The 14,039-nt window shown below is 64.9% G+C and carries 16 protein-coding genes; 8 read left to right on the forward strand and 8 right to left on the reverse strand.

What is annotated here, in order from left to right; all coding sequences use genetic code 11:
- Window positions 1-116 precede the first annotated feature (116 nt).
- Together ALVIN_RS08075 and ALVIN_RS08080 are read left to right on the forward strand one after the other, a co-directional pair.
- A complete protein-coding gene (locus tag ALVIN_RS08075) occupies window positions 117-1,658 on the forward strand; it encodes a lytic transglycosylase domain-containing protein (RefSeq protein WP_012970836.1) in 1,542 nt (513 codons plus the stop codon).
- A gap of 387 nt (window positions 1,659-2,045) precedes the next feature.
- Window positions 2,046-2,831, forward strand: coding sequence for a metallophosphoesterase (locus tag ALVIN_RS08080; RefSeq protein WP_012970837.1), 786 nt, complete (start codon window positions 2,046-2,048; stop codon window positions 2,829-2,831).
- Between the two features lie 30 nt (window positions 2,832-2,861).
- Here ALVIN_RS08080 and ALVIN_RS08085 read toward each other — a convergent pair whose 3' ends face one another.
- On the reverse strand, window positions 2,862-3,152 hold the full coding sequence (locus tag ALVIN_RS08085; RefSeq protein WP_012970838.1) for an acylphosphatase: 291 nt from the start codon (window positions 3,150-3,152) through the stop codon (window positions 2,862-2,864).
- 178 nt (window positions 3,153-3,330) lie between these two features.
- Between ALVIN_RS08085 and wrbA the strand changes: the two genes are divergently transcribed.
- Together wrbA and hda are read left to right on the forward strand one after the other, a co-directional pair.
- On the forward strand, window positions 3,331-3,921 hold the full coding sequence (gene wrbA, locus ALVIN_RS08090; protein ID WP_012970839.1) for an NAD(P)H:quinone oxidoreductase: 591 nt from the start codon (window positions 3,331-3,333) through the stop codon (window positions 3,919-3,921).
- Window positions 3,922-3,942: 21 nt separating this feature from the next.
- Window positions 3,943-4,656 (forward strand): DnaA regulatory inactivator Hda, encoded by a 714-nt coding sequence (gene hda / locus ALVIN_RS08095; RefSeq protein WP_012970840.1) that lies wholly within the window; start codon window positions 3,943-3,945, stop codon window positions 4,654-4,656.
- 2 nt (window positions 4,657-4,658) lie between these two features.
- Here the strand turns inward: hda and ALVIN_RS08100 are convergent, their stop codons facing one another.
- Window positions 4,659-5,225: a CDP-alcohol phosphatidyltransferase family protein gene (locus ALVIN_RS08100; protein WP_012970841.1), complete on the reverse strand. Its 567-nt coding sequence runs from the start codon at window positions 5,223-5,225 to the stop codon at window positions 4,659-4,661.
- Window positions 5,226-5,306: 81 nt separating this feature from the next.
- On the opposite strand from ALVIN_RS08100, the gene purM reads away from it, so the two are divergent.
- A complete protein-coding gene (gene purM / locus ALVIN_RS08105) occupies window positions 5,307-6,380 on the forward strand; it encodes a phosphoribosylformylglycinamidine cyclo-ligase (protein WP_012970842.1) in 1,074 nt (357 codons plus the stop codon).
- Window positions 6,370-7,041 (forward strand): phosphoribosylglycinamide formyltransferase, encoded by a 672-nt coding sequence (gene purN, locus ALVIN_RS08110; RefSeq protein ID WP_012970843.1) that lies wholly within the window; start codon window positions 6,370-6,372, stop codon window positions 7,039-7,041. The genes purM and purN overlap by 11 nt, the downstream gene beginning before the upstream one ends.
- Here purN and ALVIN_RS08115 read toward each other — a convergent pair.
- The 4 genes from ALVIN_RS08115 to ALVIN_RS08130 all read right to left on the reverse strand — a co-directional run bounded on the left by ALVIN_RS08115 (window position 7,026) and on the right by ALVIN_RS08130 (window position 9,478).
- Window positions 7,026-7,625 carry an Lcl C-terminal domain-containing protein gene (locus tag ALVIN_RS08115; protein WP_223295188.1) on the reverse strand — a complete coding sequence of 200 codons (600 nt, stop codon included), beginning with the start codon at window positions 7,623-7,625 and terminating at the stop codon, window positions 7,026-7,028. The genes purN and ALVIN_RS08115 overlap by 16 nt on opposite strands.
- Window positions 7,626-7,662: 37 nt before the next feature.
- On the reverse strand, window positions 7,663-7,920 hold the full coding sequence (locus ALVIN_RS08120; protein ID WP_012970845.1) for a DUF6489 family protein: 258 nt from the start codon (window positions 7,918-7,920) through the stop codon (window positions 7,663-7,665).
- 436 nt (window positions 7,921-8,356) lie between these two features.
- Window positions 8,357-8,815, reverse strand: a complete 459-nt coding sequence (locus ALVIN_RS08125) for a hypothetical protein (protein WP_012970846.1) — start codon at window positions 8,813-8,815, stop codon at window positions 8,357-8,359.
- 96 nt (window positions 8,816-8,911) lie between these two features.
- The gene (locus tag ALVIN_RS08130; protein ID WP_012970847.1) at window positions 8,912-9,478 is read right to left on the reverse strand and encodes an NUDIX hydrolase; all 567 of its coding nucleotides are present in this window, start codon (window positions 9,476-9,478) and stop codon (window positions 8,912-8,914) included.
- 218 nt (window positions 9,479-9,696) lie between these two features.
- On the opposite strand from ALVIN_RS08130, the gene phoB reads away from it, so the two are divergent.
- Together phoB and phoR are read left to right on the forward strand one after the other, a co-directional pair.
- A complete protein-coding gene (gene phoB / locus ALVIN_RS08135) occupies window positions 9,697-10,383 on the forward strand; it encodes a phosphate regulon transcriptional regulator PhoB (RefSeq protein WP_012970848.1) in 687 nt (228 codons plus the stop codon).
- Window positions 10,380-11,756 carry a phosphate regulon sensor histidine kinase PhoR gene (phoR, locus tag ALVIN_RS08140; protein ID WP_012970849.1) on the forward strand — a complete coding sequence of 459 codons (1,377 nt, stop codon included), beginning with the start codon at window positions 10,380-10,382 and terminating at the stop codon, window positions 11,754-11,756. The genes phoB and phoR overlap by 4 nt, the downstream gene beginning before the upstream one ends.
- 105 nt (window positions 11,757-11,861) lie before the next feature.
- Here the strand turns inward: phoR and ihfB are convergent, their stop codons facing one another.
- A complete protein-coding gene (ihfB, locus tag ALVIN_RS08145) occupies window positions 11,862-12,224 on the reverse strand; it encodes an integration host factor subunit beta (protein ID WP_012970850.1) in 363 nt (120 codons plus the stop codon).
- Between the two features lie 83 nt (window positions 12,225-12,307).
- Window positions 12,308-13,990, reverse strand: a complete 1,683-nt coding sequence (gene rpsA / locus ALVIN_RS08150; RefSeq protein ID WP_012970851.1) for a 30S ribosomal protein S1 — start codon at window positions 13,988-13,990, stop codon at window positions 12,308-12,310.
- Window positions 13,991-14,039 lie beyond the last annotated feature (49 nt).

Here is a 14,039-nt window from a genome sequence, read left to right on the forward strand (position 1 = left end):
TTTTGATCAAATTAACGAAGGGGCGTCTTGCAAAACGGTTTTTCGTGGGCAAGACTTAATGTCAAACTCTAAAGACCCCTTCTAGGGTCAAGAATTTCCAAGGGGAATCTTCAGCAATGCGACCACGCGCCCTGAACGCCAGGCTCGTTTGGGCCTTACCCGTTTCCGCCAGCCTGCTGCTCATGGCCGGCTGCGCGAGCAACAATCTCGAATCCCAGCTCGGCGACACAGGCCATCTGACTCAGCGCGACTACGGTGACTCGCACACCTTCCCCGTTCCAGCCGAGATCCAGGACAACGTGGATTTCTGGCGTCATGTCTATGGCGTCTGGAGCCGAAGTGAGGTCGCCATTCATGACGACGAGCATCTCGGTGTGATCTATGAAGTCACCCGGATTCCGGGACTGACTCAAGCCTCGTACAACCAGCTCCAGCAATCCTGGCTGAAAGATCGCGTCGATCACTACCGGTTTCGGCTCGCCGACCTGGAGCGGCGTGTGCGCAACAACCAGCCGCTGACCGCCGACGACAAGGCGCTCCTGGCGAAATTCGATCGCGCCGGCGGGGTGGCGGCGCTCTATGGGGCCTCGGAGCGCGTCCGCGCCCAGCGCGGCATCCGCGAGAAGTTCCGCCGCGGCGTCGAGATCAGCGGCCGCTACGATCGGACCTTCCGCGAGATCATGCGTCAGTACGGCTTGCCCGAGGATCTCGCCTATCTGCCGCACGTCGAATCCTCCTTCCAGTCCAACGCGCGCTCGAGCGCTGGCGCCAGCGGAATCTGGCAGTTCATGCCGGCGACCGGACGGCAATACATGACCGTCAACGGTCATATCGACGAACGTTACGATCCGATCATCGCGGCGGAAGGCGCTGCTCGCTATCTGTCCGAAGCCCATCGACGCCTGGGCAGTTGGCCGCTGGCGATCACCTCCTACAACCACGGACAGGGCGGCATCGCCAATGCCAAGTCGCAACAGGGAAGCGACATCGGTCGTATCGTCAGGCACTACAAGGGATCGGCCTTCGGTTTCGCTTCGCGCAACTATTACGCCGAATTCATCGCCGCCCGCGAGGTTGCCCGCCACCCGGAACGTTATTTCCCCGAAGGGATTCGTTACGAGGAGCCCTGGAGGTACGACAAGATCGTATTGCGCAACAGCATGCCTGCCGTCCATCTGGCGCAGCACTACGGCACCTCCAAGCAGCAGCTCGCTGAACTGAACCTGCACTGGCGCGACCCGGTGATCAAGGGCGACGGCCATCTGCCGGCCGGAACCACGGTCTGGCTCCCGGCCGGGACGACGCGCCGGATCGCCAGTCAGCCCCCGGCCTATGCGCGTCCCGCCGCTGTCGCGCGCACCGAACCCGCCACCCGGCCCGCTGCGGCGACGCCTGCCGCGACCCGCACCGCCGTGGCCAAGACGACGCCCAAGACCAAACCTGTGGCGGCGTCCAAAGCGCCCATCGTGGCCAAGTCGTCGACCAAGACCAAGCCGGCCAAAACCCAGACCCGCTACCATATCGTCAAGCCCCAGGAGACGCTCTATCGCGTCGCGGTCCAGAACGGAATCTCGGTCGAGGAGTTGCGCAAACTCAACAAGATGCGCCCGGACGACAACCGAATCCTGCCTGGACAGAAGCTCATCGTCGGCATCTGATCAGCGCCGGGATCTGTTCAGCCCCGTCTAGCGGGGCTGACTCCATCCTTCCGGGGTGACGCGGTGGAGCCGCCGAACTCCAGTCCGCCCCCAAGCTGACAAACGCACACCACGCCATCCGTGTCGTGACCGCGCTGCTGTCGACATGCGAAGCCTGTCACAGTATCGGGCGTTGACGCCAACGCTTTTTCGAGTGTTGTGAACGGGTTCATCGCACGTGGCGGCGCGGATCGCTATAAACAGCGAACCGGGGAGGCTCGACGGCTTCGAGTCTCACATTCGCCGCCTCGACCGGAACCGGACATGCCGCCACACACCAAGCTTTCGCTTCGCTCAGTGCGTCAACCCGATCCGCGACAGACCAACGCCTTGGCTGGGGAATCCGCGATGCCGCTTCGCCTCCTGCAACTCACGGACCCTCACCTCTTCGGTGATCCCGGCGGGCAGCTTCTCGGCATCACGACACGCCGCAGCTTCGAGTCCGTGCTGGCGCTAGCCCTGTCCGAATCCCCGGCACCGGACGCGCTGATCCTGACCGGCGATCTGGTGCACGACGAAACCCCGGTCGGCTATCGCTATCTGCGTGAGCGGCTCAATCGCACCGGGATCCCGTACTATTGCATCGGCGGCAACCATGACATCCAGTCGCTGATGATGGAGCAACTCGGTCCGGCGGCGCTGGTGTCGGTGGCCCTGCGTCGGCTCGACGGCTGGAATCTGATCTTTCTCGATTCGAGCGAACCCGGAAGCGATGGCGGCCGTCTGACCGAGACCCAGCTCACGCAACTCACCGACCTGCTGGCCGATGAGCGGGCACCGGCGCTGATCTGTCTACATCACCATCCGGCGGCCGTCGGCAGCGCCTGGATCGACCGGATCGGTGTGGCGAACGGGGCGTCATTGCTCGATCTGTGCAACCGTCATCCGCACGTCAAGGCGGTGCTCTTTGGGCATGTCCATCAGGAATTCTCGGCATGGCATGGCGACTGCCGGCTGCTGGGCGCCCCCGCGACCTGCTTTCAATTCGAGCCTCGAAGCCGGGATTTCGCCATTGACGAGATTCCGCCCGGCTATCGCGAACTCATGCTCTATCCGGACGGTCGGCTCACCACGCGCGTCGTCCGACTGGTGGAGTATGCGGAGCGGCCGCTCTATCAGGCGGGCGGCTACTGAGTCGGCCAGGCGCGAACGGCCCATCGTCGCTCAGTCGATGACGAATCCGGGCCAGCCCTGATAGTCCAGCGGCTCGCAGGCCACACCCGACACGTCGGCCCTGGCCGGACCGATTCGCAGCCAGTCGCGTAACTGCGCCACGGACGCCGCCTCGCCACAGGCCAGCACCTCCACACGCCCATCGCTCAGGTTGCGCGCATAGCCGGTCAGTCCCAGTCGCATCGCCTGCTCGCGTGTCGAAGCGCGGAAGAAGACTCCCTGAACACGCCCGGCGACCACACAGCGATAGCAGACTCTGTGCTCAACGGCTCGCTCGTCCATCGTTGAATCCCCCAGGTTGTTGTCGTGCATCACGCGCCGGGACGTCGGCAGAGCACGCGATGGTGGCAGCGATTCTCACCAGATCGCCGCGGCGGATCAAGGATAGCGATTGGCGTGCGCGGCTTTGAATGATTAAATCATCGGACATACAACCGACACTGTCCGGGACGGCCCCCACATGAGCCATATCCTCGTCCTCTATTACAGCCGCCACGGCGCCACCGCCGAGATGGCGCATCAGGTCGCCCGCGGTGTGGAAGCCGCCGGACTCGAAGCGCGTCTGCGCACGGTGCCGGCCGTCTCCACCGTCTGCGAGGCCAGCGAACCGGCTATCCCCGCCAGCGGCGCGCCCTATGTGGATCTCGATGACCTGCGCGACTGCGCGGGTCTGGCGCTCGGCAGCCCGACGCGCTTCGGCAACATGGCGGCGGCCATGAAGTATTTTCTCGATGGCACCAGCAGTCTGTGGCTGTCGGGCGCCCTGGCCGGCAAGCCCGCCGGAGTCTTCACCTCGACCTCCAGTCTGCACGGCGGGCAGGAATCGACCCTGTTGAGCATGATGCTGCCGCTGCTGCATCACGGGATGCTGGTCATGGGGCTGCCCTACAGCGAAACCGATCTGCTGCATACCCAGAGCGGCGGCACCCCCTATGGTCCCTCGCATCTGGCCGGAACCGAGAACGACCGGCCGCTGACGGAGGAAGAAAAACGACTCTGTCAGGCTCTGGGTCGGCGTCTGGCGACCACGGCCTCGAAACTGGTGGGCTGAGACGCCCGCGCGAGGCCTGAGTTGAACGGCCCGACCCCGCAACTCCATCTGCCGCTCGAACTGCGGCCTGAACCAACCCTGGAGTCCTATCGGCCGGGGCCGAACGCCGAGGTGCTGGATGCCGTCTCGGCGCTGGCGCGGGGCGCGGGTGAACCCTACCTATTGCTCTTCGGCGCCAGCGGCACGGGCAAGACACACCTGCTGCAAGCCTCCTGCCAGACTGTCGTGCGCTCCGGGCGTCAGGCCCATTTCGTGCCGCTCGGGATGGCGGATCTGGACCCGGCGATGCTGGAGAACCTGGAGCAGATGGATCTGGTGGCGATCGATGACATCCAGTGCATCGTTGGCGATCCGGCCTGGGAGCGCGCCCTCTTCGATCTCTTCAACCGGCTGCGCGAACAGGGGCGTTCGCTGCTCGGCGCCACTGATGCCGCCCCCGACAGCCTGCCGTTCAGCCTGCCGGATCTGGCCTCGCGCCTGCTGTGGGGACCGCGTTATCGGCTACTGCCGCTGCCAGACCTGGACTGCGAACAGTTGTTGCTCGAATCGGCGCGCGGACGCGGGATGCGCCTGACGCCGGAGTTGGTGCGCTTCATCATGAGCCACCACGCACGCGATCCGGCCTCGCTGCTCGACCTGCTGGCGCGACTCGACAGCCTCAGCCTGCGCGAGCAGCGCCAGCCGAGCATTCCGCTGGTGCGTCGCATCATGCTGGGATCCGAAGACGCCGACTGAGTTCAATCCGGCCTCCGGCCGTTGGCGATCGCCTTGCGGCTCCAGATCCAGACGTACTGCGTGCCGCTGACGACCACGGTGAGCAGGCAACTCCAGACCAGCGCGGCAATCAAGGCGTCCGGCAGATCCACGACCCCGGCATCGAGGATGACCGCCACGACCAGCAGGATCTGCAGGGCCGTGTTGACCTTGCTCATGAGGATGGGAGCCGCCTCGACCTCGGCGACCCGGTAGTTGTAGAGCAAGGCGCCGCTGATGATGACCAGATCGCGAAAGATCACCGCCAGCACCAGCCACAGCGGGATGAGGTCGTGCACACCGAGCACCAGGAAGCAGCACACGAGCAGGGTCTTGTCGGCCAGCGGGTCGAGCAGGCCGCCGAGCCGGCTCTGCCAGCCATAGTGTTTGGCCAGAAAACCGTCGAGTCCGTCGGAGATCCCGGCGGCGGCAAACAGAACCAAGGCCCAGCCGAATTCGTGGACCACGAGCAGATAGACCACCGGAATCACGGTGATCAGTCGAATCATGCTGATGATGTTGGGGATGTCACTGGGCTTCAAGAGACTCATAGCGCCTACGCCTACGGAACGCACTGACGGAAGATGGCGGGTATACTAGCGCACCTCGATTCGTCAGACTGGAGCCATCGCGTGCCGCAGGATTCAACCCCCCCATCCACCGCCCTCAGTTACCGCTCGGCCGGTGTCGACATCGACGCCGGCGCTCGACTCGTCGAGCGTATCAAGCCGCTGGCCGCCGCCACGCGCCGCCCTGGCGTGCTCGATGGGCTAGGCGGGTTCGGGGCGCTGTTCGAATTACCGCTGGAGCGGTTCCGTCAGCCGGTGCTGGTCTCGGGTACCGACGGCGTAGGAACCAAGCTCAAGCTCGCCATCGAACTGGGACGTCACGACACCATCGGCATCGATCTGGTGGCCATGTGCGTCAACGACATTCTGGTCAGCGGCGCCGAGCCGCTGTTTTTCCTCGACTACTATGCCACCGGGCGCCTGGACGTGGATGTGGCCACGGCTGTCGTCAGCGGCATCGCGCGCGGCTGCGAGCTGGCCGGCTGCGCCCTGACCGGCGGCGAGACGGCCGAGATGCCCGGACTCTACGGCGCGGGCGACTATGACCTGGCCGGATTCTGCGTCGGCATCGTCGAGAAGGATGCCATCATCCAGCCCGAGCGGGTCGCGCCGGGCGACCGGCTGATCGCGCTCGCCGCTTCCGGGCCGCATTCCAACGGCTATTCGCTGATCCGCAAGGTCATCGAGACCAGTGGCGCGGATCTGAGCCAAACCTTGGGTGAGACGACGCTGGGCGAGGCGCTACTGGCGCCGACGCGCATCTATGTGCGCTCGGTGCTGTCGCTGATCGCGGCGCAGCACGTCCATGCCCTGGCGCATATCACCGGCGGCGGCCTGACTGAGAACCTGCCGCGCGTGCTGCCGGCCGGCACGCAGGCGTGCATTGATCTCGACTCCTGGACCCGTCCGGCGGTGTTCGACTGGCTCCAGACCCAGGGCGGCATCGCCGAGACCGAGATGCTGCGCACCTTCAACTGTGGCGTCGGGATGGTGGTGTGCGTGGCGGCGGACTCCGCCGATGACGCGCTGGCTCACCTGCGCGCACAGGGCGAGACCGCCTGGGTCATCGGCCGGATCGAAGCCACCGAGGGCGAGCCGCGTGTCGTCTACCAGGGCGGCGGTGCCCATGCCGTCTGAACGCGCGCCGCTGTCGGTCGTCGCGCTCATCTCGGGGAGCGGCAGCAATCTACAGGCCCTGATCGACGCCCAGGAACAGGGGGCGCCGTTTCGGATCCGCGCCGTCATCAGCAACGAGCCGGAGGCCTTCGGCCTGGAGCGTGCGCGCCGTCACGGCATGGCGACTGCGGTTCTGAACCACCGCGACTATCCGGATCGCGCCAGCTTCGATGCCGCCCTCGCGGCGGCGATCGATGGCTATGATCCGGGGCTGGTGGTCTTGGCCGGCTTCATGCGCATCCTGACGCCGGCTTTCGTCGAGCACTATCGCGGACGGCTGTTCAACATCCATCCCTCGCTGCTGCCCAAGTATCAGGGGCTGCACACCCACAAGCGCGCGCTCGAGGCCGGTGACACCGAACACGGCGCCAGTGTGCATTTCGTCACGGCCGAACTCGACGGTGGTCCCGTGGTGCTCCAGGCCCGCGTGCCCGTACGGCCCGGAGACGACCCAGGCATACTGGCCGCGCGGGTGCTGAAACAGGAACACGTCATCTATCCGACCGTGGTGCGCTGGTTCGCCGAGGGCCGGTTGCGTCTCGACGCGGATGGACGCCCCAACCTCGATGGCGAGGTGCTGGACGAACCGCGCCGGATCGATCTGGATCAGGGGTCGACCTGATCGTTGCCGCCTTCCGCTCCCGGCTCGCGACCGTCATGGGGTTCGAGGCGCCGCTCGCTGTAGGGTAGACAGGTCGCGGGGCGCGCCGGCGAACAGGCTTCGGCATCGCGCACCAGCCGGACATAGAAGGCCTCGCGCGGCGTGCCATAACCCAGGTGGCCCCGGCGAAAATCGAGCGTCCAGGCGCTGTCCGGATAATAGGTCGCCGGGTCCGAGGTCCAGAAGCGGCCGGCCGGCGTGCGTGGAAAGGTGACGCCGTCGATGCCGACGCCATGGCAACGCTGCAACAGCAGGGAGCGCAGTTCGTCCTGGGTCGGCAGGCGCCAGTCGGCATAACCGGCGAAGCGCCAGTCGCGCGCGCGCCGCTTCGCCTCTTCCAGCTTGAATGTCTGCGGTTCGCCCGCCGTACAGCCGACCCCCGCCGCACCCTCGGGACATTGCTTCCACATCAGCCGGGTGCTCCGGTCGTAGACCGTGCCGTTCTGGATCGGGATGTAGCGCGGATCGGGCATGGGCGCGGCGTCCCAGTCGACACACTCCTGAGCGACCGCCAGACCAGCCAGCAGCGCCAGCGGAATGCTCAAGAGTCGTATCGGCCGCATACGCACGCGCTGACCGACACTATTTGGATCTGTCCTCATCCGTCCTGGAGCCGGAGGCCGGCAGGCTCGTCATGAGTTTCTGGAAGTAGTCCCAGGACGCCAGGGTTCCGGCCATATAGGGCTGGAAGAGCTTGAGCGGGTCATAGCCCTCGACCCCTGCATTCATGCGCTCGCGGATGTCGTCCATGAGCTGGCGCTGAAAGGCTTCGACGTCCGGGAGACCGAAGAGTTTGCGCATTTCCTCGGGGGTGATATCCACATCGACCGTGACCTTCATCAGTTCCTCCGCGAGAAACCCCGTCCTTCAGGGCGGGGAGGGATAGCGGCTACGACAGTGCAGCCACCGGAAACAGGTGCAGGCTTTCCACCTGCCGGGCCGTGAGGCTCTGCCCGTAAGGGCCTGGTGACGGTGCAGCGTCTCACGACGCCACACGCTCCCCTCGCCAATGTGTGCAACCGGCTCCCGCTGGCGCGGCGATCAAAACCTTCGACGCTTTACCTTTCGCCTGCATGATCTCGACCTTTCAGAGCGGCGGACTGAGGAAGCATCCGCCGGTGAGTCTTAGCGACCTGTTGCATACGTAGCCCCTTTCGACCGTCCTGGTCAGGCGGGCTGAGGCTGGTCAACCCAGCTTGCTCTCACAAGCTCCGCCCTTCAGGGCGGGGTAGTTGACGAGAACCTCTCCGGTGGGTGACGAGCCGGTCGGACCAGCTCAGTGACGGCGCGCACGCGGCATGTCTTCCAGGATCGGCTCCTCGACCTGGATGCTGCGTCGCACACGCCGGCCGATCAGGACGCAGGCGCGCTCGAAGGCACGCTCGGCCTCGCGGGCGTTCCAGTCCCATTCGGATGGATGCGAGGTGGCCGGAAACTGCCAGTGCCCGGTGATCAGCACCGAACCGATGCGAACCTCCAGCGTCCAGTCGTGCCAGACCATGTCGGGCCGGTCGTCTTCGACGAACTCCTGTTCGACCAGTCGGACATAGTGGCCGGCCTGATCGTCCATGGCGACCTGATTGGTGAGCACCAGGCTGTCGTCGATACAACTGCTCCAGCCGGTATGCACCGCGCTGGCCGTCGACATGAGGGCATGGAAGAGCAGACCGGGCGTGAGCGTCAGGGACAGGGGGGTGTCCCAGTCCGGCTCACCTGTGTCTCTATCGGGTGTCATTGCGTGAATGTCGCGCCTCTGTTGTCCGTGGTGGCGCGATCTGAGCGCCAAACAGCAAGTCTACGTCGGTCGGGCCACGAACGGCAATGCGGACACTCAACACCCCGGATCCTCCGAGAGCATCTCGGCCTGACTGCGCAGATAGGCGCCGGCGCGATAGAGTCCGACCAGTGTCTTGCCATCGCGGATGGTGCCGTCGTCGCACCAGTCGAGCGCCTGACTCAGCGGCATCCAGTGGATCTCGATCACCTCGCCGTGCTCATGAGCGTGCGGCAGCTCGGTCAGACCGCGCCCCAGCCACAGATGGATGACTTCATTGAAGATGCCGGGCGAGCTGTACAGGGAACCGAGATCGATCCAGTCGTCGGCCTGCAGGCCGGCCTCTTCGGCCAGCTCGCGGCGCGCGGTCGACAGCGGGGTCTCGCCCGGATCGAGGCGGCCTGCCGGCAGTTCCCAGATCCAGCCCCGGGCCGCGTGACGGAATTGACGCAGCAGACAGACGCGCTCCTGCTCATCGAGCGCCACGGCCGCCGCGCCGCCCGGATGGCGCACCATCTCCAGCTCGACCTGACTGCCGTCGGGAAGTTCGACCGACTCGACGGCCACTTCGATGACCTTGCCCTGATAGATCGGTTCGCGTTTCAGGATGTCGCCTTCACTCATCTCAGAATCTCCTCGATGCGCGCGATGCGGATTCGCCGGGCATCTCTCGTGTCGTGAGGGGGTTACACTAGTCCCCCCGCGCGAATTCGACAAGATCGGGGCGCGATTCGAGGGCGGTTCGGACCCTACAGTCACAGAACCGTCATCGATCGTCAATAAAATCGATCGTCCTCCAGCGCAGGCGCGCTGTTCCATTTCAGTCTTCAGGTTCCTTCCCCATGACCACCATTCTTGTCATCGATGACGAGCCAGACATCCGCGAGGTGATGCGGTTCGCGCTCGAGAGTTCGGACTTCCGCGTCATGGAGGCCGGTCACGCCGACGAGGCGCGCAAGCTGTTGAGCAACGAGACCCCGGATCTCATCCTGCTCGACTGGATGCTGCCCGGACGCTCCGGGCTGGAGCTGGCGCAGCAGCTCAAACAGAACCCCAAGACCAAGTCGATCCCGATCATCATGATCAGCGCGCGCGGCGAGGAAGAAGATCGGGTCAAGGGACTCGACACCGGCGCCGACGACTATATCGCCAAGCCTTTCTCGCCGCGCGAGATGGTGGCGCGCGTCAAGGCGGTGCTGCGGCGCGCGAAGCCGGACGAGGCCACCGACGAGATCGAGATCGGCGGTCTGGTGATGGACAATCTCGGGCATCGGGTCACGGCTGGCGGTCGCCCGATCGAGGTTGCACCGACCGAATACCGGCTGCTGCACTTCTTCATGGCCCATGCCGATCGCGCCTTCAGCCGTTCGCAGCTGCTCGATCAGGTCTGGGGCGATCAGGTCTATGTCGAAGAGCGCACCGTGGATGTGCATGTGCGCCGTCTGCGCAAGGCGCTGGAGCCGACCGGACACGACCGGCTGCTGCAAACCGTGCGTGGCGTCGGCTATCGTTTCTCGGACAAGACTTGAGCGGCGCACGCTATCCGGCGTCGGTTCGGGGCGATCTGGGACGAGCCCTGCTGCTCGATCTCGGGCTGCTGCTGGTGCCGGTCGCGCTGGGCCTGCTCATCACCGCATTCGGCCTCGACCCAGCCTGGATCTGGCCTTGGATCCTGCTCCCGACCCTGCTGCGTCATCCCTGGCTGCTGATCCGGCTCGCGCTCCTGATCCGGCGCCAGCATCGACTCGCCCCGCCCTTCCCGCTCGGACTCTGGGGCGAGGTCTATCGCGGGATCGCACGCTATCAGCAACGCGGGCGTAAGAGCCGCAAGCGTCAGATCCGCTTCAGCCGGCGTTTTCGCGAGGCCGCCAACGCTGTGCCCGATGCCCTGGTCATCCTCGACAAACAGCATCGCGTCGAGTGGGCCAATCCGGCCGCGGCCAAGCTGATGAACATCCGTTGGCCGGAGGACGATCGGCGTCCCTTCACCGAGATCCTGACCCAGCCCGAGATCCTGCCCTTCATCGAGGCGGGCGAGTACATGCGCCCGCTCGACATCGCGCCCGAACACAACCGCGCCATCATGCTCTCGCTACGCATCACGCCCTTCGGCGAGCGCAAGAAGCAACGGTTAGTGGTCGGGCGTGACATCACCAAGATCTATCATCTCAACATGATCCGGCGCGATTTCGTCGCCAACGCTTCGCACGAACTGCGCACGCCCCTGACCGTGATCGCCGGGTTCCTGGAGACCCTGCTCGACGCGCCCGGCACGCCGACCCCGCATCGGCGTCCGCTGACCCTGATGCGCAACCAGACCGACCGCATGTGCTCGATCATCGAGGATCTGCTGACGCTCTCACGGCTGGAGATGCGCGAGAGTTCCGAGGAACAGGAGTCGGTGGACGTTCCCGACGAGCTGCATCTGATCCTGCAGGAGGCTCAGGCGCTGAGCAATGGCCGGCATGGTTTCGAGAGCCGGATCGAAGAGGATCTGCTGCTGCTCGGCAGTCCGCCCGAACTGCGCAGTGCGTTCTCCAATCTGGTCTTCAACGCCGTCAAGCACACACCCGACGGCACGCGCATCCAGGTCGTCTGGCAGCGTGGGATCGATGGGGTCGAATTCAGTGTCAGCGACGACGGTCCGGGCATTCCGCCCGAGCACCTGCCGCGGCTGACCGAGCGTTTCTACCGCGTCGACCGCGCGCGCTCGCGCGAATCGGGCGGAACGGGTCTGGGGCTGGCCATCGTCAAGCATGTGCTCAACCGGCACGATGGACGACTCAGGATCATGAGCGAGCTTGGACGCGGTTCGCGCTTCGTCTGCCGCTTTCCGGGCAAACGCGCCCTGATCCGGGACGATCGCGACGCGATGCCGGTCGATGAGCGTCCGGCACAGTAAGGCGCACGCCTGGACTCGTCGCCGGCCGAATCGGAATGGGGTGTCTGGAGAGGTCCAGGTCGACGTCTTGGCACGGACGGCCGCGCCGAACCTGGTTCGGAGGGATCAGCCGAGGGCCGACATCGGGATACGCCGCTCATCGCCGTCATCGGACGAAACAGCGGAATCAGGCGACTGAGAATCCTGGAAGGCCAGGTTGACGCGATCGCGCAGTTCCTTGCCCGGCTTGAAGTGCGGGACGTGTTTGGCGGCCAGGGCGACCGACTCACCCGTCTTGGGATTGCGTCCGATGCGTGGCGGGCGGTAATGCAGCGAGAAACTGCCGAACCCCCGGATCTCGATCCGCTCCCCGGTAGCGAGCGCCGTGCTCATGCGCTCGAGGATCTTTCTGACCGCCTCCTCGACGTCTTTGTAAGGGAGATGGTCCTGGTCGGCGGCCAGAATGTCGATCAGCTCCGATTTCGTCATGGGGCGACTCCTGGAAAAATCGATCGGGGACCGCCCCGTGGCGGCGCGGTCCCCGTATCCTCATGGTCTAGAGGATCTCAGCCTCAGTTGCCGCGCTGAGCCTCTTCCATCTGCTCCTTGAGGAGGTCGCCGAGCGTGGTGGCGGCGCTGGCCGCGTCACGCGAATAGCCCTTGATGGCGCTCTGCTCTTCCTCGACGTCCTTGGCCTTCATCGACAGCGACAGGGTGCGGTTCTTGCGATCGACGCCCAGGAACTTGGCCTCGATCTCTTCGCCGACCTTGAGCACGGCGCGCGCGTCTTCGACGCGGTCACGCGAGATCTCGGAGGCGCGCAGATAGCCTTCGACGCCCTCGCCGAGCGTGATGGTCGCGCCCTTGGCATCGACCTCGGCGACCACGCCGGTCACGACGCTGCCCTTCTCGTGCAGAGCGACGAAGCTGGAGAACGGATCCTTGTCGAGCTGCTTGACGCCGAGCGAGATGCGCTCACGCTCGGGGTCGACCGACAGCACCACGGTTTCGAGTTCATCGCCCTTCTTGTAGCGACGCAGGGCGTTCTCGCCGGCCTCGTCCCAGGAGATGTCGGACAGATGCACCAGGCCGTCGATGCCGCCGTCCAGACCGATGAAGATACCGAAATCGGTGATCGACTTGATCTTGCCGGAGACGTGATCGCCCTTCTTGTGGGTGACGGCGAACTCCTCCCAGGGGTTCATGGCGCACTGCTTGATGCCGAGCGAGATGCGGCGACGCTCCTCGTCGATGTCCAGCACCATGACCTCGACCTCGTCGCCCAAGTTGACGACCTTGGAGGGATGGATGTTCTTGTTGGTCCAGTCCATCTCGGAGACGTGCACCAGACCCTCGACGCCCTCTTCGATCTCGACGAAGCAGCCGTAGTCGGCGATGTTCGTGACCTTACCGAAGACGCGGGTGCTCTCAGGATAACGGCGCGAGATGTTGACCCACGGGTCTTCGCCCATCTGCTTGAGGCCGAGCGAAACGCGCTGACGCTCACGATCGAACTTGAGCACCTTGACGCTGATCTCGTCGCCGATCTCGACCACTTCCGACGGATGCTTGACGCGACGCCAAGCCATGTCGGTGATGTGCAGCAGGCCGTCGATGCCGCCCAGATCCAGGAAGGCGCCGTAGTCGGTGAGGTTCTTGACCACACCCTTGACTTCCATGCCCTCTTCCAGGTTTTTGAGCAGTTGATCGCGCTCGGCGCTGTACTCTTCCTCGACCACGGCGCGGCGCGAGACCACGACGTTGTTGCGCTTGCGGTCGAGCTTGATGACCTTGAACTCTTGTTCCTTGCCTTCGAGGTAGGTGGTGTCGCGCACCGGGCGCACGTCGACCAGCGAACCGGGCAGGAAGGCACGCACCGTGCCCAGGTCGACGGTGAAGCCGCCCTTGACCTTGCCGTTGATGAGACCCTTGACGGTCTCGGCGTTCTCGAACGCCTTCTCCAGATAATCCCAGGCGGCGAAGCGCTTGGCCTTTTCGCGCGAGAGACGGGTCACGCCGAAGCCGTCTTCGACGGCGTCGAGGGCCACTTCGACCTCGTCGCCGATCGCCACTTCCAGCTCGCCCTCGGGGCTGATGAATTGACTGCGGGGAATGATGCCTTCGGACTTGAGTCCGGCATTGATCACGACGTTGTCGGCGGTGATGTCGATGACGGTGCCGACGACGATGGTACCCGGCTGGAGCTGGGTGGTGTTCAGACTTTGTTCGAAGAGTTCGGCGAAGCTTTCGGTCATGAGATCCAAGTATCCTGAGAATGGCGCGCTGACCCATCCCATCCGGGAC

The sequence above is a fragment of the Allochromatium vinosum DSM 180 genome, assembly GCF_000025485.1.
In the GTDB taxonomy this organism is placed as follows: domain Bacteria; phylum Pseudomonadota; class Gammaproteobacteria; order Chromatiales; family Chromatiaceae; genus Thermochromatium; species Thermochromatium vinosum.